The following is a 19,872-nucleotide window of genomic DNA, read 5'->3' as shown; positions in this document are numbered from 1 at the left end:
GGGTGCAACCCCTTCTGCGTTGTCGCCGTCATCGCAAAACTGAAGGGGTCCTTCGAGGCGGTCTGACCTCGTAGCTCCCGCTCACTCGCCCGATGCGACGCGAATTCAGACGATAGCCCTTGCCTGGGCCCGGTACTCGCTCGGCTCGAGCGCGCAGGTCGAGGCGAGCGAACCGTCGAGAATGAAGAGCTTCGGCTTGGGGCCGAAGCGGTGCACACGGTACAGGCTGAATCGGTCATCGACCTCCGCTGAGAAGCGCTCTTCGTTGGCGCTGACGAAGAACGGGACCTCGGCCGCGAATCGAGTGGTCTTGACCTCGATGAACCGATCTCGCCCACCTCTGTGGAAGGACCTGATGTCGTAGCCGAGTCCGTCACCGTCGAGTTCGGATGCATGTCGAACCCGCTCGGCGAGCTCACTCCGGCCGGCGACGCGCAGGCGAGATCGCTCGAAATCGAGCACGGCGAGCTCGCCGCTTCGTCCGAGTGCCGCGTTCCGTTCGGCCTGCAGGAGGTAGTCGCGGAAAACTCCGTCGCGTCTGGGCGTCCATCCTGAAGCATCGATGATCAATCGGGGCGCCGTGACCAGGTCGAGGCGGCCGCTCGTCGACGGGAGCGACTCCACGGCCGCGCGCATCGCCGATTCGATCTTGGAGTCGTCGACGAGGGCTGCTGCCACGGCCGCGCGGAGAGCGGATTGCACGTTGGAGTACGGCTTGTACCCGGCGATGGGGATCCAGCCGAGCTCGATCAGCACCGCGCTGATGTTCATGAACTTGTACTCGACCGAGCCGCGTGACCGGTTCACGGATTCGCGCACTCGCGCATTCTCCGCGGCCTTGTTGTACCGCTCACCGCGGAGCTCCGCGCGGAGCATTCTCATGTAGCTGTCGGTGACGACGCGGACTTCGGAATCGGACCAGTCGGTGCCCTTCGTGAGACCTCCCGACTGGGCGTCATCGACGGTCAAAGGTACGGCTCCAGGTGCCGTGCAATCGCCGCACCCAGCGGAATCGGCACCGCATTTCCGATCTGCTTCGCGATCGCGGTCTTCGATCCGACGAAACGATGTGTTTCAGGAAATCCTTGGAGAACGGCCGCCTCATAGTGCGTGATGGCACGGTCAGCGGTGGGGTGCAGGTATCGGCCCTTCTCGGGCTTGAAGAACTCGGTGCGGATCGTCACCGAGGGCTTGTCCTTGTGAAGTCGACCCATGACATCGCCGGACCCGCTCGTGTGCTTCTTCCAGCAGTCGGCCTTCAGGTCCTCGGGGAGGTTGAACCTGTTCCCGCCCTCCGGGATGGCGGCGAATCGTCGACGCGAGATGGGCGCGTACGAGCGTCCGAGATGGAGCTGCCGCGCGGTGAACGGACCGGCGAAGTTCTTTCCGCCGAACGACACGGACGCGGAAGCCGGGAGTTCGGTGCCGGTCGTTTCTTCAGAGATTCCGCGAAACGCCTCGCCCACGGTCTGGTGCACTGCATGCGTGGGTTCCGGAAACCCGGGGAATCCGAGATCGAGCCGGTATCCGATGATGACCGTACGTTTGCGCGCCTGATACGCACCGAAATCTGCGGCGTTGAAAATCTGCCACCGGAATCCGTATCCCTCGAGCAGCCCGCCAGGCGAAGTCGCCTCTTCGAAATCGCGGAACTGGCGAGACTTCGCGAAGGCTGCGACGTTCTCGACCACGAAGTACTTCGGCTTCGCTCGGACGATCGTCTCGGCGTAGTACCGCCAGAGGGAGTTCCGCTCGTCTTCTTCGTCTTGCTTGCCGAGGGTCGAGAACCCTTGGCACGGTGGGCCGCCGACGATCACGTCGACTTCCGGCACGTCTTCTTTCTCGAGCCAGGACTGAATCGTGCCCGCAAACACGATGTCCTCGCCGAACGTGGCCTCATAGGAAGCGGCGGCCGCGAGATCCATCTCGACGGCGCGTACCGTGGTGTAGCGGTCGGATGCCGTGTGGAATCCGGCAGTGAGCCCACCCGCGCCGGCGAAGAGGTCGAGGACACGGATACTGTTGCTGCTCACTCCGATGAGTGTAGCCGGCACTGGCGACAAGCGCCGGTCATGGGGTCGCGTGTGTGCGCCTCATCGCAATTCCGACGCACGCGCGTTTTTCATGTGGGCTTTGGTCACATGCACCGGTCGCTTCGGATTATCGAGCAGGCTCCATGCGATCGCGAGTCGGGTTCTTGCATGGTCGGCGGCGATGCGGTCGATCGTCGATCCGCTTCGATATGCGACCAATACTCGCTCGCGTTCGGTCGGATCCCAGGGCAGACCGTGTCGGGCTGCCATCGCCGCATCGTCCACGTCGTCGCCGACGTCGAAGAGGTTTCCGGCAAGGGTGATCGCCACTGCCCGCGGATCGAGTTCGACGGCCGCCGCGATCGCCGTGACTGTGGATCCGCTTCGATATCGCTGAAGGATGTCGCGTGCACTGCCTTGTTCAGCGTTCGGGCGTTCGCGTTGCCGGGGTGTAGGCGGCGTGAGAATGACAGGATCGGCGCTGCCGGGCACGTTTAGAGATCCAGGCACGCCGTCGTCTCGCATCTTGCCCGCCGGGATGACGACCCTCGGTGTTCCGCCGGCGCCGCGACCGGCCACGAACGGCGGCTGCAGCGCATCAAGCGTCCGTACTCCGATCCGATCGAGCTCGAGACCGAGATAGTCGCGGAGCCGGGCAGCCCGAGGCTCTTCACGCAGGGCGTCGAGGGCCTTCTTCTCGATCTGCCGGATCCGCTCGCGGGTCACGTTCATCCGGTCGCCGATCTGGTCGAGGGTGAGCGGCGCCTCCCCATCGATTCCGTATCGCAGGCGGAGGACCGTCGAAGGACGTTCGCCGAGCTGGTCGAGCGCATCCTCAAGCCGGCCGACGAACTCGGCGGATTCGAGCGATTCGAGGGGGTCGACGGCTGTGTCATCGACGAGGAGGTCGCCGAGGGTGATCTCCTCGCCGAGCTCGCTGTCGAGGGAGGCGTAACTGTGTATCGCCGCGCGGATCGACTTGAGGTCGGACCTGTCGATCTCGAGCCGTTGGATGAGCTCTGCGTCGGATGCAGCCCTGCCGAGCTCCGTTTCGATCTGTCGAGCGACGGTCTGAAGCCGCCTGATCTGTTCGACCATGTGCACCGGCACCCTGATCGTCGCACCTCGATCGGCGATCGCTCTGGTGACCGCTTGACGGATCCACCAGGTCGCGTAGGTCGAGAACTTGTTTCCCTGCATGAAGTCGAACTTTTCTACGGCCCGGATCAGACCGGCCGAACCCTCTTGGACGAGGTCGGCGAACTCCAGCCCTTGGCTTTGATACCGGCCGGCGATTGAAAAGACGAGCCGCATGTTCGAGCCGATGAAGTGGTCGCGCGCGGCTCGCCCATCCTCGACGACGCGTCGGAGTTCCATCGCGAGGGGACGATCTACCAGGTCGTCGCCACGCTGCTCAAGTCGTTCGCCCGCGATGAGGCCGGCCTCGATCTGCTTCGCGAGCCGCACCTCGTCTTCGGCGTTCAGAAGCGGGTACCGATCGAGATCACGGCGGAGGTAGGTCAGCGGGTCTTCGATCGAGGGGAGCGCCGCGAGGATCTCCATGCGCTCGCCTGCATCGGTGAGCTGCCCGCGCGCGGCGTCCCGAGATCGTCGCTCCTCTCGTGCGCGTTCCTCGTCTTCGCGGCGGGCTGCACGCTCGAGTTCGATGGCGGCGTCGCGCGCCTGTCGCTCTGCCATCGATCGTGCGACGGATGCGGGGGAGGGTGATGTCGGCGACGAGGCCGAGGGTGACGAAGGCGGCGCTTCGGGCGCAGTGGATGCATCGGGCTCCTGCTCGCCGAACAAATCCAGCTCGTCGTCATCCGTTTCGCCGGCGACCGGGTCGAACGCGCTCACGCCGATTTCGGCGAGAAGCGTGAGAGCGAGCGCGCGTTGCCAGGTCTCGATCTGGTCGATCGTCGACTGTTGGGGGCGCTCCTTGGCGAAATGCTGCTCGACGAGCAGGTAGATCGCCAGCGCGAGTGCATCCGCGCCGGCGAGTGCTGAGCGGTATCCGGCGTTCATCCAGACGGTTCGTGCGAGGTGGTCGAAGCGGAAGAGGCGATCCTCCTCGAGAACGCGCCACCGGATACGCGCGGGGATGACATCCGGCCGGATACCGACGACCTCGTTGACTGCTGCCCGAACGGCGTCGGGCAGTCCACCTGCAAGAGCGGTGAGCGGCTTCGGGCCCAGACGGCGCGCGTTCGCGGTTCGAAGCGTGTCGCGTGCGGCATCGAGGTACGCACGGAACCCGGTGCCGTGCTCGCCGTCGATCGCTGACTCCAGGGCGTTGACGAAGTCGGGTCGCAGCACGACGCCCCGTTTCTCGGGGTTGATCGCGACAGCCGCGAGCGCGGCTTCATCGAGATCGATCGCGATGCGTGCGAGCTGGAAGTCCGCGCGTTTGTCATCGAGCAGGCCGAGCCAGCCGCCGGCTTGCAGCAGCCTCGAGTTCCGGTAGATGTAGAACCCTTGGCCGTCGATCCGTGAACGGCCGAGGAGACGTGCCGCAGCCGACTGCGAGTTCGGCGGAAGGATGTGGCAGTCGGCGATGACTTCACCACCCGATGGGAGGTTCGCGGCGATCGCGAGCGGATAGCCCGAACGCCCGGAAATGTGGAAGTCGAACGGATCGACGGCTTCGACGGTTCGGGGTGCGCCGGCCTCCTCGTACTCGAGGTCGAACACCTCGACCTCGATTCTGGCCGAACGCTCGGTGAGCAGACGGTGGAAGATCAGTCCGAGTTCTCCTCGGAGTCGGGTGATCGTCTGGTCGAGCCATGCTTGTCGCGCCGATGGCAAAGCTGCGCTCGAGGTGTTGTCGAGCGCGGACCACTCGACGACGGTGCCCGTGGTGTCGATGCCAGGTCGGCTTCCGAGTTGGGAACCATGCCACGCGGCGGATTCCGTGAGCACCTCCACATCGAAGCCGCCTCCGGCATCGTCGCGCTTCATCCGCATCGCGTGCATCGGTTCGAATCCACACCGGGTGAAGACCGTGAGGATTCGGCCTTGACTCATCGACGCCGACTTCAGGCCCATTCCGAAATGGCCGAGATCGGTCTTGCCGTACTTGCGGCGCTTCCCGAGCGTCATGGCGTCGTTCAGCTGGCTGAAGCTCATGCCGACCGCGTCGTCGATGATGCGGACCCGGCGAAGGAAGCCCTGCGCGACCATGAGCTGAACGACGATCTGGGATGCGCCGAAGTCGATGCTGTTGTCGATGAGATCCGCTGCCGCGCTCTCGAACGAGTGCCCGCGACCGATCGCGCGCAGCACGGACGGGTCGGGCTCCAGGCGGATGGTTCGAGCGACATCCTCGTCACGCTGGGCGGCGTCGATGCCGCGCAGCACGTCGGTCATGGTTGGAATCGTATGGATGTGAACCGACATTCGTCGGCCGAGGAAGGCCCTTGGCCCCCGTACTGGGGGAGTGTCCTCGATGTGAGCCCAGCGTGTGATTCGCCAGGCTGGAGCGGTTCGCCTACTTGCTGGAGCCCCATGACTGCCGACGAAGAACTGGTTCTGAAATTCGACCCCCAGACGGTCGATCACCTCGGGGCGAAGATGTACTCGCATCTGCCGAACGCGGTCGCAGAACTCGTCGCGAATGCCTATGACGCCGATGCCTCCACAGTGTTCATCACCATCGGCGACGGTGAGATCGCTATCGAAGACGACGGCCACGGGATGACTCGTTCCGAAGTCGCAGATCGGTACCTGCGCATCGGGCGAAATCGCCGAAACGAGCTTGATTCTGCGCGCACGGAGAGCGGCAAACGGCCGGTTTCCGGAAAGAAGGGGCTTGGGAAACTGGCCCTGTTCGGCATCGGCAAGAGGGTCGAGCTCACGACGACACGGCAGGGAGCGGACTCGGCAACACATGTCGTGCTCGATTACGACGCGATGATGGCGTCGGATCGGGAGTATCGTCCGGGCGAAACGCAGGTCGCGAGCCCGCCTGCCGAGCACGGTACGAAGGTACGACTGAGCGAACTCAAGCGGAATACGCCCGTCGACTCTGTGGATCTGGCGAACTCGCTGTCGAAACTCTTCAACTACGTCGACGACGGTTTCCAGATCCTGGTGATCGGCCAGGACGGGGTCTCCCATCAGGTGACCGCGGACCGCCGTTTGGGTGCGGTGAATGTGGAGTTCGATTGGGAGTTCCCGGATTGCCTCGATTCGTCCACCGACTGGGCCATGATCGCCAAGGGGGTCCGTGGGCGCGTCGTCTCGGCGAAGACCCCCCTTCGCCACGGCATGCGAGGGATCACGTTGTACGTGAACGGACGCCTCGCGAATGAACCCGAATACTTCGGCGCCAGCGAATCGAGCTTCGCGTTCTCGTACTTCACCGGCTACCTCGAGGTCGACTTCCTCGACAACCTCGAACCCGACGTCATCGCCACAGACCGGCGGGCGATCGACTGGGAGACCGACGTCACCATCGAGCTGCGCGAGTGGTTGCAGGCGCTGATGCTCAAACTCAATCAGGAGTGGCGACGGCGGCGAGCTGAGGCGGGCAAGAAGAAGACCGAGGAGACGCTCGGAGTGTCGACCGAAGAGTGGGTGGGCTCGATTCAAGGCCCGAAGCGGACCGAGGTCGAGGCTCTGGTCGAAGCGGTGACCTCGGAAGACGTTGCACTCGAAGTGGAGCAACAGACCAAGATCCTCGAGATTGTGAAAGGGATCGCACCACCCCACGCCGATTATGTGTGGCGCAATCTACACCCCGCGATCAAGTCCGTCACGCATGACGACTACGAGAAGGGCGACTATTACCGTGCGGTGATGGAGGCGGTCAAGCGCTACGTAGGCACGCTTCGGAATCTGCACGAGAGCCTCGATGACGTCGCCGAAGGCAAGCTCTTCAACGAGGCGTTCTCGGCCCAGAGCCCCAGGCTTGACGTCTTCAAGAAGTTCACCGAGGAGTACTCGTTCACGTCTGATACGGGCGACAACATCCATGCAGGGCAGCGGGGCATCTCACAAGGCATCTGGCAAGGCTTTCGGAACCCGCTCAATCATGAGGAAATCGGGAAGCTCAAAGCGAGTGGGGCTTTCACCTACGAGGACTGCCTGGATGCGCTGGCGATCATCTCCCATCTGATGCGCCGCATGGACGGCGTGGTCGTCCGCGAGGACTGACGGCCCCAGAACAGGGGGAGTCCGGCCTCCGCGCGACGCGGCGGATGCGTCGTGGGATAGAAAGGACATACGCCCTGGCCGGAGGGCCCAAGGTCGCGCACTCCCGGTCAACCCTGCCGTACTGGAGTACCACGTGCCGAAGAAGAAGCTCATCGAGGTCGCCCTGCCGCTCGAGGCCATCAACGCGCAGTCCGCGCGGGAGAAGTCGATCCGTCACGGGCACCCGTCGACGCTGCACCTGTGGTGGGCGCGCCGGCCGCTGGCGACGGCGCGTGCGGTGCTCTTCGCGCAGTTGGTGGACGATCCGAGTGAGCGTGCCGACGAGTTCCGCGAGGAGGCGGAGCGCCGTGGCGAGCACGACGTCGACGGGTACGTCGAGCGGCGGGTCGACGCGGAGCGTGAGCGGCTGTTCGACCTCATCACGCGGATGGTCGACTGGGACAACCTCGGCGACGAGGAGCTGTTCGACCAGGTGCGGGCCGAGATCATGCGGTCGACCGACGGCAAGCCGCCGGCGATCCTGGATCCGTTCGCGGGCGGCGGCACGATCCCGCTCGAGGCGCAGCGGCTCGGGCTCGAGGCGCACGCGAGCGACCTGAACCCGGTCGCGGTGCTCATCAACAAGGCGCTCATCGAGATCCCGCCGAAGTTCGCCGAACGGCCGCCGGTGTTCCCGGATGCCGCGGGCCAGCGCAACTCCTGGCCGAAGGCCACGGGGCTCGCCGAAGACGTGCGCCGGTACGGCGAGTGGATGCGCGACGAGGCCGAGCGACGCATCGGCCACCTCTACCCGAAGGCGACGCTGAAGGACGGCACGAAGGCGACCGTCATCGCCTGGATCTGGGCTCGCACCGTCACCTGCCCGAACCCGGCGTGCGGCATCGAGATGCCGCTCGTGCGGTCGTGGTGGCTCGGCAAGAAGAAGGGCAAGGAAGCCTACGTCGTGCCCACAGTTGTCGATGGGAGGGTCCAGTATTCGGTCGGACACGACCCGAAGTTCGCCCCTGCGAAGGATGTCGATGGCACGATAGCGCGAGGCGAAGGAAAGTGTGTGGCCTGCGGCTCTACGGCGAGCAACCGGCACATCCGAGCCCAAGCTGTTTCGGCTGGGCTGGGTGCGCGGCTTCTCGCGGTCGTGGCAGAAGGCAAGCGACAGCGCCTCTATGAGACGCCGACGGCCGAACATGAGCTTGCCGCGGAGGTTTCGCGTCCAATTGAAACTCCCGATCAATTGGTCACGACGCCGAACCATGATGTCGACCGGTTGCCAATGTATGGGATGCCTCGTTGGAGCGACGCCTTCACGAATCGGCAGCTGACCACGCTCACGACGCTTACTGACCTCGTCGGCGAAGCACGCGAGAAGGTGCTACACGACGCCCGTGCGAGCTTCGCTGAAGGCGAACGGCTTGAGCGGGGCGGCGCTGGCGCGGGTGCTTACGCAGATGCTGTCGCCACCTACCTAGGCCTTGGCGTTTCTCGGATGGCGGACATGGGTAATTCCCTAGTCACGTGGTCGAGTTCCCGGGATCAGGCGACGCACCTCTTTACACGACAGGTCGTCCCGATGGCGTGGGATTTCGTGGAAATCGGCCCGTTTGCCGACGCTTCCGGCGATCTGAGAGTCTCACTGAAGTCGTTGACTGACGCACTCTCCAGGACGCCTGCTATTGGCATTGGGTTCGCCAGCCAAGCCGACGCCGCAGCGGCGGACTACTCCGGTGTCGTGATATCCACCGATCCGCCGTACTACGACAACATCGGATACTCCGACCTTTCAGACTTCTTCTATGTGTGGCAGCGTCGCGCGCTCCGAAGTGTCTTCCCAAGCCTGCTTGCGACGATGCTTGTCCCGAAGACCGAAGAGTTGGTGGCGAATCCGCATCGTCATGGTGGCGCCGATGGCGCGAAGAAGTTCTTCGAGAACGGATTCGAGCACGTTTTTACACGAGCACGAGAAGCAGCTTCCGACAGCTATCCCATCACTGTCTACTACGCCTTCAAGCAGTCGGAGCTCGATGCCCACGGTACAGCCTCCACTGGTTGGGAGACGATCCTGTCAGGTATCGTGCGGTCCGGTTGGGAAGTGACAGGCACATGGCCTGTTCGTTCCGAAAGAACGGCCCGAATGATTGGCATCGGGACGAACGCGCTGGCGTCCTCAATCGTCCTCGTGCTTCGCCCCCGCGATGAGTCCGCGCTTGTGACCGACCGAAAAGGCTTCCTCGCGATGCTGAGAGCGACACTGCCCGAAGCCCTTCGAAATCTTCAAAAGGGGAGTGTTGCACCGGTTGACATGGCCCAGGCCGCGATCGGCCCAGGTATGGCGATCTTTTCGAAGTACTCGAGCGTGGTCGAACCATCGGGCGAAGCGATGGGCGTCCGCGATGCGCTGCGAGCGATCAACGCAGTCCTCGACGAAGTGCTCTCACACCAGGAAGTCGACTTCGATGACGACACACGTTGGTGCGTCGCCTGGTTTGAGACCCACGGATTCGATACCGCTGCGTACGGCGAGGCCGAAACCCTGGCGAGCGCGAAGAACGCGTCGGTGGCGGGCCTTGCTCGATCGGGCGTGGTCTCGACCGGCGGCGGCAAGACGAAGCTCTTCGCGCCCGAGGAACTCCCCGAGGACTACGACCCGCGCACCGACGACCGCATCTCGTTGTGGGAGGTCGTGCTCCAGATGGCGAAGTCGTTGGATTCGAACGGGCTCGACGCGGCTGGTCGTATCTTGGCGGGTGCTGAGGCACGCGGTCTCGACATGACCGCGGCACACGAACTCGCCTACCTTCTCTACGCAATCTCTGAGAAGCGCGGGCTCACGAAGCCCGGCATCCTGTTCAACACCCTCGGCTCGTCGTGGCCCGAGGTGCGCGCTGCAGCAGCCGCGGCGGAGCAGGCTGCGCCGCGCTCGGTGACGTCCACGCTCGACTTCGACGGACTGGAGGACTGATCGTGGCGATGTCGAACATCGACCGGGTCGGAGCAGCGCTAGACGTGCTGGCCGCGGAGCTCGAGCCGTTCATCTCGCGGGTGCTCGGTCCGCAGCTTCCGGACGGGGCATCCGACTGGACGATGCTCCTCGCGATCAAGGACGGCGTTCCGGGCAAGGAGTACTCGCCGACGGATCCGCAGACGCAGCTGCGGGTCATCACCGAACCGCTCGGATCGCTCAAGTACGCGTTCAACGGTGCCCTCTCACGTGCCGAGCAGAACCTCGCGAGCGAACTCCGCGGTGTCCGGGACGCTTGGGCACACCGCAAGCCTTTCTCGGCAGACGACGCGTACCGCGCGCTCGACAGCGTCGAGCGGTTGCTGCGTGCGATCGGCGCAGCGAAGTCCGCCGACGCCGTGCGCAAGGCCCGGCTCGACGTGCAGCGAGCCGCCTATGCCGATGAAACGCGACGCGACACTCGTGCCCAGGCCGACATGCCCGGTCTCGCGTCGGCCGAACTCCCGCCGTGGCGTGAGGTGCTCCAGCCCCATGCCGACATCGCGGCCAACGACTTCGCGCGGGCCGAGTTCGCCGCCGACCTGCACCAGGTCGCGACCGGCGCCGAGGCATCCGTCGATTACAACGACCCCGTGGAATTCTTCAACCGAACCTTCCTCACCGAAGGACTGAAGAACCTGCTCGGCATCGCGGCGAAGCGTCTGTCCGGCGACATGAACGCGGCGCCGGTCGTCAACCTCCAGACCGCGTTCGGCGGCGGCAAGACGCACTCGATGCTCGCGGTCTGGCACCTCTTCAGCGGACGCACGATCAGCGACTACCCGCAGGGCGTGCAAGACCTCGTCGCGGACTCCGGTGTCGATACTTCTGTCGTTTCCGCCGAGGTGCGCCGGGTGGCGATCGTCGGTAACGAACTCTCACCCGGCCAGACGTGGGAGAAGCCCGACGGCACCGTCATCCGCACCGTCTGGGGCGAGCTGGCCTGGCAGCTCGGGGGGGCCGACGGGTTCGCCATCGTCGCCGACGCCGACCGCACCGGCACGAACCCCGGAGCATCCCTCCGCACGCTCATCGAACGGTTCGCTCCGGCGGTCATCCTCATCGACGAATGGGTCGCCTATGCCCGAGGACTGTACGGGCAGGACGACCTCGTCGGGGGCACGTTCGAAACCCAGTTCACCTTCGCGCAGCAGCTCACCGAGGTCGTGAAGTCGGTGCCGGGTGCCTTGCTTCTCGTGTCGATCCCGGCATCCGATGTGCGTCGCGACGACGACTCGCCCGTGGCATCCGATCTCGAAGTCGGTGGTGCACACGGCCGCGCGGCCCTCGAACGACTGCAGAACGTGGTGTCGCGCGTCGCACAGCCCTGGACGCCTGCGTCGAGCACGGAGTCGTTCGAAATCGTGCGGAGAAGGCTCTTCCGCGAACCCGACGCCGAGGCCCGCCGCAAGATCGATGCCACCGCGAAGGCGTTCGTCGAGTACTACCGCAAGAGTGTCGGCGAGCTGCCCGCCGAGACCCGTGAGACCGCATACGAGTCGCGGATCCGCGACGCGTATCCGATCCATCCCGAACTGTTCGACCGCCTGTACGGCGACTGGTCGACCCTCGAGAAGTTCCAGCGCACGCGTGGCGTACTGCGCCTGATGAGCGCGGTGGTGCATGCGCTGCACACGGCCGGCGACGACTCGCCGCTCATCATGCCGGGGTCGATCCCGCTGGCCGCGGCCGCTGTGCGCGATGAGCTCACGGGCTACCTCGACGACGGCGACCGGTGGAAGTCGATCAGCGAGTCCGACATCGACGGCACGAACGCGACGTCGGTGCACATCGACCGTGAGAAGCCGCTCTTCGGCAATCGCGCGCTCACGCGACGCATCGCCCGAGCGACGTTCATGGGGTCGGCGGCGACCCTTCGCTCCAGTCACAAGGGCGTCGAGCGCAAGCGCATGTTCCTCGGGGTCGCGATGCCGGGCGACACGATCGGCAACTTCGGCACCGCGTTGCAGCTGCTCAGTGAGCGGGCGAACTACCTCTACGCCGAAAGCGACCGGTACTGGTTCGATCTGCAGGTGTCGCTCAACCGCACGGTCTCCGAGCGGGCGAACGCAGTCGACACCGCCGACGTCACGCGGTTCCTCATCGACCGGCTGCGACGACAGTCGAAGCATCCGACCGCCTTCGCCGACGTGGTGTACGCACCTGACGAGTCGCTCGACGTGCCCGAAGCCGAGAAGGTGCGGCTCGTGATCGCCGGACCCGAGCACACGCACGACGGCAAGAGCTACGACTCGAAGGCGCACGTCTTCACGCACGCCGTCGCCTCGACGCGGGGGAACTCGCCGCGCATCGGCGTCAACACGATCGTCGTGCTCGCACCCGACCAGACGCGATGGGTCGACCTCGATGCGTCGGCGCGCCAGTACCTGGCGTGGAAGGCGGTGTACGACGACCGCAAGCTGCTCGATCTCACGCAGGGGCAGGTCGAGACCGCCGAGCAGCGCATGACGTCGTTCAACGGCACCGTCGACCAACGGATCCGCGAGACATGGATCTGGGCGCTCTACCCGCAGCAGACCGACGGCGCGACCCCGTGGTCGACCTCGCAGACGAAGGCCGACGGGGCATCCGACTCGGTCATCCGGACGGTTGGCGACCGTCTCGAGAAGACCGACGTCGTCATCACCCACTTCTCGATGCAGTCGATCGCCATCGAACTGCAGAACCACCTGCGCGCCAAGTGGAACGACGGTCGCATCGGAGTGGGCGAGCTGTGGGAGTACCACGTCAAGTACCCCTACCTCGCGCGGCTCCGAGACAAGCAGGTGCTGCTCGATGCGATCGCGGGAGCGATGAGGGATGCGGCGTGGGAGCAGATCGGGTTCGCGCTCGCCGATGGGTACGACACCGCGAGCGGGGACTTCCTCGGATTGCGGCTGCCGCTCGAGGACTCGGCACCGGCGGCGATCGTCGACTCGATGCTGCTCGTGAACCCGGCGTTGGCTCGTTCGCAGCGGGAGCGGGAGCAGATCGCATCCGACGCGGCCGCTGCGCGTGCTGCTGAGCAGGCATCGACCACTTCTGAGCCTGCCACTTCGGGGTCCGGGGGGAGCGGATCCGGCACCGGATCCGCGTCGGCGCCGAGGCCCGAGCCGACGGTCGTGGCGAATGCGCGGTACACCGGCGCCATCGACATCACGCCGGGCGGCGACATCCCCGCCCAACTTCGGAATCTGGCAGAGGAACTCCTCGTGCATCTGCAGGGCGCCGACCCCGACACATTCGAGATCAGGGTCACGATCGACGCCGACAAGCGATCCGGGTTCCCCGACGGCACGGTGCGAACCGTGCGCGAGAACGGCGGGCAGCTGGGACTCACCAAGAACCGGTTCGAGGCGCTCTGATGGTCGAGACCGCACCACGGATCGCGCGGACCCGGGACATCCCTCCCGACCCTTCGATCGCGCGTGCGGTCGGGCGCCACCACACCTTCGAGACCGCGATCGCGGACCTCATCGACAACAGCATCGACGCAGGGGCACACAACGTGCTCGTTCGATTCGTGGGGCGCGGAGGCGCCATCGTCGGTCTACGCGTCGTCGACGACGGCAAAGGCATGGACGCCTCGTCGATCGATGAAGCGATGACGTTCGCCAAGAAGCGCGCCTACGGTTCCGGCGATCTCGGACATTTCGGGCTCGGGCTCAAGGCCGCCTCGCTGAGCCAGGCCGACGTGCTGCGGGTGTACTCGCTTCGCCATGGCGCACCGCCCGCCGGCCGGATGATCGAAGCGTCGCGGCCCACACGTGTCGCGGAACTCGAAGGCGACCAGGTCGGGTCGCTGTTGGCAGACCTCCGCGTGGATTTCATCTTCGATAACGGAACGGTCGTCGAATGGGGGGAGCCGCGGACGTTCCTCAGCAGCACGGACGCAGGGGACAGGGCGCGATGGATCGACGAGCGCGTCTCGGCGCTCATGTCGCACCTCGGCGTCGTCTTCCACCGAAAGCTGGCATCGGGCTCGATCCGCATCACGGTGGACATCTTCGATGCCGACTACGGGGAACCCGGCGCACCCCGTAAAGTGGCGCCGATCGACCCGTTCGGCTACGACGGCCTGCCGAACGATGAGTTCCCGGCTCCGCTCCGTGTGTCGGTGGACGGGATGTCGGTCACAGGGTCGGCCCATATCTGGCCGGCGGCGCAGTCGGGTCGACCGGAGTTCCGCCTCGGCGGGAGGCCGGGCTCGCTGGCCCAGGGAATGTACTTCTACCGTGAAGACCGGCTCCTGCAGGTCGGCGGATGGAACACGCTCACCGTCAGCCGGCCGGAGCTCGAGTACGCGCGCATCGCGGTCGACCTCTCGCCTGCGCTCGTGCCGCACATCACCATCAACCCGGAGAAGGCGGGTCTCGAACTCGACTCGGACTTGAAGCAGGCGCTGCTCGAAGGCTCCGTGGGGGATCGCGGGCTCACGTTCTCCGGATTCCTCGCAGAAGCCACCGGGGCTCGCGAGGAATCGAGGAGATACACGAAACGTCCCGTTCAACTCGTCGAACCCGGTCGAGGATTCGGTGCAGAGCTCATCGAGGCGTTCGACGCATCCGTCGACCGAGCCGACGCCGATCCGGTGGACATCCGGTGGCGGGTCGATCGCTCGGAGGCGCCGCTCAGGGTGGATCTCGAGCGCCGAACCATCTGGCTCAACGAGCAATACCGGGACGTGATCGCGGGCGCGGGCAGCATGGATGCCGCCGACGCGCCCTTCGTGAAAACGTTGCTCATGATCGCGTACTCGAAGTACTTCGAGGGTGCACACCTCGGCTCGCGGGAGAAGTCGGAGCTCGCGGCGTGGGAAGAATTGCTCACCGCAGCGTTGCGGGAGGAACTCGCGCGGCAGGCGCGGGAGATCGGGGATGCAGATGGGTGAGCGCGATCTGACGCCGGACACCGTCGAGGAGTACTTCACGGCCGGCGTCGAAGCCGCGTTCGTGTTGAGCGATGCCGTCGGTGCGATGTTGGAGATCGACCCGACGCGGAACGAGCTGCGTCTGATCAGCCCTGCGCTCGGGGCAGACCCGGACGTGACCACGTATGAACGGATCGGTGTCGAACGGATCAACATCATCGGCAGACCCGGCGACTGGTTCCGGTTGACGGTGGACGCCACTCGGATGCACTACGAGGCGTATGTGCTTCTCGTCTCGATCGTCGACCAGCTCGAAAGCGGAGCCTCGTTCCGTCATGCGGTCTCGGAGTCGCTTTCGGGCCTCAAAGGGTTGTTGACCAGCCGCCGGAGAATGACCGACGAAAAGGAGGCCGGTCTGGTCGGCGAACTCCTGGTGCTCGGTCACGTCGTCGAACAGGCCGGCGAGGAACTGGCGATCCAGGCATGGCTGGGCCCGCTGGCAGAAGAACACGACTTCGGATTCGAAGGTTTCGATGCCGAGGTGAAGACGACGCGATCCGAAGCACGTGCCCATGTCATCGGGACCGAGTCCCAGTTGCAGGCCACGGCCGGACGGCCGTTGTTCCTCGTCTCGATCCAGATCACTCTCGCCGGCGCGGCCGTAGAGGGGTTCACGCTCCCCGAGCTCATCGACCGTACTCGGCGGCGCCTCGATCGAACGCGCAGAACGTTCGACGCTGCGGTCGAACGGGTCGGGTGGTCCGACGAAGACGCCGATCTCTACCGCACGCGCTTCGCATACCGTTCGGTCCCCAGGGCGTTGCTCGTCGACGACGGATTCCCGGCGATCACCGGGCCTCGCCTCGATGAGGTCGTTCCGCAACGCACGCTCGTCAGTGGCGTCTCATACCGTGTGGATGTCACCAACCTCGCCTTCGCGTCGCCCCCTGCGCCGCTCGCCGACTTCTGTGAGGAGCCTTCATGAGCCCGACCGACGCGCTCGAGACCGCGATCCGTGCCGCATTCGACGGGATGCGCGAGGTCGGGCCGGGCAAACTCCTGCCGCGAGTGAACGTCGTCCTGGAGGATGACGACCTGGCTGCGACCGAGTCGGAGATCGTGCACGCCATCGTGAGCGGTGACGGAAATGCCAGTGCGAAGAAAGCCGCGCACATGAGCCTCGCGAAGTGGGACGCGCAGGCTGATGCCGCGTGGGCCGGCGCGACCGAACGACACAGCCCTGAGCGCCGGGTGCTCGTGTTCGACAAGCTCGGACTCAGCACAACAGCTCGCGAGGCGCTCGATGACGCGTTCCCGAGCGTCGCCCAGCGGGATATCGTCATCGCGAACCCCGGCCCGTGGGACCCCTGGTACACGGCCGAGCGGAAGACCGCGCACGACTTCTATTGGAACGCGTACAAAGGCGTTCTCAGCCGCAGCGGGTGGACTCCCGAGACGATCGCGAACCTCGACGAGTCCACGTCGGACATCGTCGGGCGGCTGGCCGATCCGGCGGGGGAGACCTCCTACCAATCCAAGGGGTTGGTGGTCGGCTACGTGCAGAGCGGCAAGACCGCGAACTTCACCGGAATCACCGCGAAGGCGATCGATGCGGGATATCGCCTGATCATCGTGCTGACCGGCACGATCGAACTCCTCCGCGGGCAGACCCAGCGGCGCCTCGATCGCGAGCTCGTCGGCGAAGAGAACATCCTCGGCGGTCGTGATCGGAACAATCCGGACGCGGTTCGCGGCGTCGACTACATCGGCGACGGCGATGCCGATTGGCTCGATGGAAAGTTCCTACGTCACGAGATCGACATCAATTCCCAACCCGACGTGCCCGCGATCAAGCGACTCACCAGCGCGGCGGGCGATTACAAATCGTTGAAGGCCGGTCTCGACACGCTCGACTTCCGTCGGGCGGGTGAACTCAAGGATCCGCTCAAACCGATGTACGACCCCGCGAACCTGTTCGGCACCGACGTCCGGCTGGCGGTCGTGAAGAAGAACAAGAGTGTGCTCGAGAAGCTCCTTCGCGATCTCCACGACGTGCACGCATCGCTCCAAGAGATCCCGGTGCTGGTGATCGACGACGAAGCCGACCAGGCATCGGTGAACACGACCAACCCCAACCGGGCGAAGACCAAGGAAGAGAAGGAGCGGACTGCCATCAACAAGTTGATCTCGCAGATCCTCTCCGAAATGCCTCGAGCACAGTACGTCGGATACACCGCGACGCCGTTCGCGAACGTTTTCGTGTCTCCTGAAGACGCCGTCGACATCTTCCCGAGCGACTTCATCGTGGCACTCGAGCCGTCGCCGGCCTACATGGGGGGCAATAAGTTCCACGATCTCGATCCGCTCCCCGACGACGAGCCGATCGATGCATCGAACTCGAACGAGGCCGCGTTCGTTCGAAACCTCTACGCGGAGACGGATGAGGCGGAGCGGGCGGAGATTCGGAACGCGCTCGACGCATTCGTGTTGAGCGGAGCGATCAAACAGTGGCGGTCCGACAATGACCCGGACCTCACCTTCCGGCATCACACGATGCTCGTGCACGAATCCGTGAGGCAGGCCGAACACAAAGAGCTCGCCGACCTGATCGAAGACGTCTGGGCGACCGCTCAATACAGCCATCCAGCCGGGATGTCGAGACTCCGAGGGCTGTATGAGAGCGACTTCAAGCCCGTGCATGACGCACGGGACGATTGGGACGCGGAGCTGCCACACAGCTTCGATGAGTTGAGGGTCTACATCGGCGAGGCGCTCAATCTCATCACCTCGGCCGGCAGCCCCGTCGTCATCGTGAACGGGTCGAAAGAGAGCGACTACAAGGCGATGGATTTCGCCACAGGCCGATACTGGCGGGTCATGGTCGGAGGGGCGAAGCTCAGCCGCGGCTTCACCGTCGAGGGACTGACCGTGTCCTACTATCGGCGCCGCGCGAACGCGGCGGACACACTCATGCAGATGGGGCGCTGGTTCGGCTACCGGCCCGGTTACCGCGATCTTGTTCGGCTCTACATCGCCCGGGACGTCGTGGACGGCCGGGGCAAGACCTACGACTTGTACGACGCGTTCACCGCGATCATCCAAGACGAAGAAGCGTTCCGCTCGCAGCTCCGTCGTTTCGCCCACCTCAAGGAAGACGGTCGCCCCGAGGTCCGGCCGGTCGATGTTCCGCCGCTGGTGTTCCAGCAGCTTCCATGGCTCAAGCCGACCGGCGCCAACAAGATGTACAACGCCGTGCTGGACTTCGAGGGTGACGGTGGCGAACTTCGCGACTTCCCCAGACAGGCCGATCGCGGTGACGGATCGGCGAACGCCGCCCATTTCAAGGCCGTTCGAGGCTGGCTGGACGAGCTCGGCGAAACGATCGAGTTCGAGTATGCGGAGGGCCGCAGCGGTACCGAGCCGAAGATCAAGACGTTCGATGCCCGGGTCGCGATCATCGACGCCGAGTCGGTGTACTCGGCACTCGAGAAGTTCTCCTGGACGGAGAACTACGCGTTCGCACCGACGTTGCGGTTCATGAGGCAGGCGATCGACAAAGGGACGCTCGTCGACTGGGCGGTGATGCTTCCCGAGCTCAAGGGCATTCGACGGCGCGACGTCGACGGTGCATCGATCCAGCTCCTCAGCCGGTCGCGACGCGGTGACCGCGGCGGATTCTCGGGCAGCTCGTTCCGGCAGCGAGCCGCGATCGAGCGGATCGCGGGGAAGATCAAGGCGCCGGGCGGGCCAGAGGCGGCCAAGCTCAGTACGCCCACCCGAGGAGCGATGCTCCTCACCTTCGCGGCCGATCCGGTCTCATTGGAGAAAGCCGAGCGCGACCCCGAGATGCTCACCGACCCGATCGCGACGGAAGACGTGGCGACGCTCTTCTCGCTCGCGGTGCCGTTCAAATCCGCTCCCAGAGGAAGGATCGGATTCCGCGTGATCGACAAGTCGAAGGAAGACGAGGCGATCATCGACGCCACGTGATGCACGATGGGAGCATGCGTGGATCCGAGTCGTGGGCGTCTTCTGAAGGCACCCGCCGATCGATGCAGTCGAATCGCGGACGCGATACCAAGCCCGAGCTCGCCGTTCGCCGCATGCTTCATGCTGCAGGTCTTCGATATCGGGTGAACGTTCGCCCGGTTCCGGAGTTGCGGCGAACAGTTGACGTCGTCTTCACGCGAGCGAGGGTCGCGGTCTTCATCGACGGCTGCTTCTGGCATGGATGTCCTGAGCACTACCAGCGGCCAGGGCGCAATCAGGAGTACTGGGATGACAAGAAGGCGCGAAACCAGGAACGGGACGCGGAGACCTCAGCCGTGCTGACGGAACTCGGATGGACGGTGCTCCGATTCTGGGAGCACGAACACCCCGACGGCATCGCGGGATCTGTCATTGCGGTTGTGTCTGCCAAGCGATCGCGAACCTAGAGCCGATCGATCCAGGTCGGCTCGTCTCGGTCGTCCCACGAGTTGCCGGTGTGCGTGCGGGCCGATGTCGCGATCTTGCCCGGGAGCATACGGATCACCAGCTGGGCGGTTGGTTCGTCGAGCTCGGTGACCGACCGGATCCTCACACCGGTCAGTTCTTCGACGAGTGCGAATTGTCCGGCGGCATCGTTCACGCCGAGCCGAGCGAACAGCGCTCGAATCGCCTGACGTTGGGCAGGCGACATCGGGTCGAGATCGGTACTTCTCTTATTGATGCCGGGGTCGTCGAGCGAAAACAGTCCATCGTCCACTCGACCAGTCTCGCTGATTCCCGACAGAGCAACGGTTCTGGCCACGGCCCCGCACGTTTCAGCGATACGTTCT

At 64.9% G+C, this 19,872-nt stretch carries 11 protein-coding genes; 7 read left to right on the top strand and 4 right to left on the bottom strand.

Translation table 11 applies throughout. The features are described from left to right. Nucleotides 1–105: 105 nt before the first annotated feature. Genes GQR16_RS11085 through GQR16_RS11075 form a run of 3 tightly spaced genes read right to left on the bottom strand, consistent with a single transcriptional unit; the run spans nucleotide 106 to nucleotide 5,399 of the window. Entirely contained in the window at nucleotides 106–969 is an 864-nt protein-coding gene (locus tag GQR16_RS11085) for a protein NO VEIN domain-containing protein (protein WP_157415191.1), read from the bottom strand. Next, a complete protein-coding gene (locus GQR16_RS11080) occupies nucleotides 966–2,033 on the bottom strand; it encodes a DNA cytosine methyltransferase (protein WP_157415190.1) in 1,068 nt (355 codons plus the stop codon). Before GQR16_RS11080 ends, GQR16_RS11085 begins: the two co-directional genes overlap by 4 nt. 60 nt (nucleotides 2,034–2,093) lie before the next feature. Beyond that, nucleotides 2,094–5,399, bottom strand: coding sequence for a sigma-70 family RNA polymerase sigma factor (locus GQR16_RS11075; RefSeq protein ID WP_170298469.1), 3,306 nt, complete (start codon nucleotides 5,397–5,399; stop codon nucleotides 2,094–2,096). Nucleotides 5,400–5,537: 138 nt separating this feature from the next. On the opposite strand from GQR16_RS11075, the gene GQR16_RS11070 reads away from it, so the two are divergent. From GQR16_RS11070 to GQR16_RS11040, 7 genes are all read left to right on the top strand, one after another. Continuing rightward, nucleotides 5,538–7,187, top strand: coding sequence for a TIGR02391 family protein (locus tag GQR16_RS11070; RefSeq protein WP_170298468.1), 1,650 nt, complete (start codon nucleotides 5,538–5,540; stop codon nucleotides 7,185–7,187). A gap of 133 nt (nucleotides 7,188–7,320) precedes the next feature. After that, nucleotides 7,321–10,143 carry a DUF1156 domain-containing protein gene (locus GQR16_RS11065; protein WP_170298467.1) on the top strand — a complete coding sequence of 941 codons (2,823 nt, stop codon included), beginning with the start codon at nucleotides 7,321–7,323 and terminating at the stop codon, nucleotides 10,141–10,143. 8 nt (nucleotides 10,144–10,151) lie between these two features. After that, entirely contained in the window at nucleotides 10,152–13,547 is a 3,396-nt protein-coding gene (locus GQR16_RS11060; RefSeq protein ID WP_246200745.1) for a Swt1 family HEPN domain-containing protein, read from the top strand. Continuing rightward, nucleotides 13,547–15,073, top strand: coding sequence for an ATP-binding protein (locus tag GQR16_RS11055; protein ID WP_157415186.1), 1,527 nt, complete (start codon nucleotides 13,547–13,549; stop codon nucleotides 15,071–15,073). The genes GQR16_RS11060 and GQR16_RS11055 overlap by 1 nt, the downstream gene beginning before the upstream one ends. Beyond that, nucleotides 15,066–16,037 (top strand): PD-(D/E)XK motif protein, encoded by a 972-nt coding sequence (locus GQR16_RS11050; protein ID WP_170298466.1) that lies wholly within the window; start codon nucleotides 15,066–15,068, stop codon nucleotides 16,035–16,037. The genes GQR16_RS11055 and GQR16_RS11050 overlap by 8 nt, the downstream gene beginning before the upstream one ends. Next, complete coding sequence (locus GQR16_RS11045; protein WP_157415184.1) at nucleotides 16,034–19,042, top strand: Z1 domain-containing protein; 3,009 nt, start codon at nucleotides 16,034–16,036, stop codon at nucleotides 19,040–19,042. The genes GQR16_RS11050 and GQR16_RS11045 overlap by 4 nt, the downstream gene beginning before the upstream one ends. Then, the gene (locus GQR16_RS11040; protein WP_343032908.1) at nucleotides 19,042–19,488 is read left to right on the top strand and encodes a very short patch repair endonuclease; all 447 of its coding nucleotides are present in this window, start codon (nucleotides 19,042–19,044) and stop codon (nucleotides 19,486–19,488) included. Before GQR16_RS11045 ends, GQR16_RS11040 begins: the two co-directional genes overlap by 1 nt. On the opposite strand, the gene GQR16_RS11035 is transcribed toward GQR16_RS11040, so the two are convergent. Further along, a complete protein-coding gene (locus GQR16_RS11035) occupies nucleotides 19,485–19,799 on the bottom strand; it encodes a hypothetical protein (protein WP_157415182.1) in 315 nt (104 codons plus the stop codon). The two genes, GQR16_RS11040 and GQR16_RS11035, sit on opposite strands and share 4 nt — an antisense overlap. Nucleotides 19,800–19,872: the final 73 nt, after the last annotated feature.

The sequence above is a fragment of the Agromyces allii genome, assembly GCF_009749385.1.
GTDB lineage: Bacteria > Actinomycetota > Actinomycetes > Actinomycetales > Microbacteriaceae > Agromyces > Agromyces allii.
Note: the sequence above shows the minus strand (reverse complement) of the source record. Positions and strands in the feature narration are given on the sequence as shown.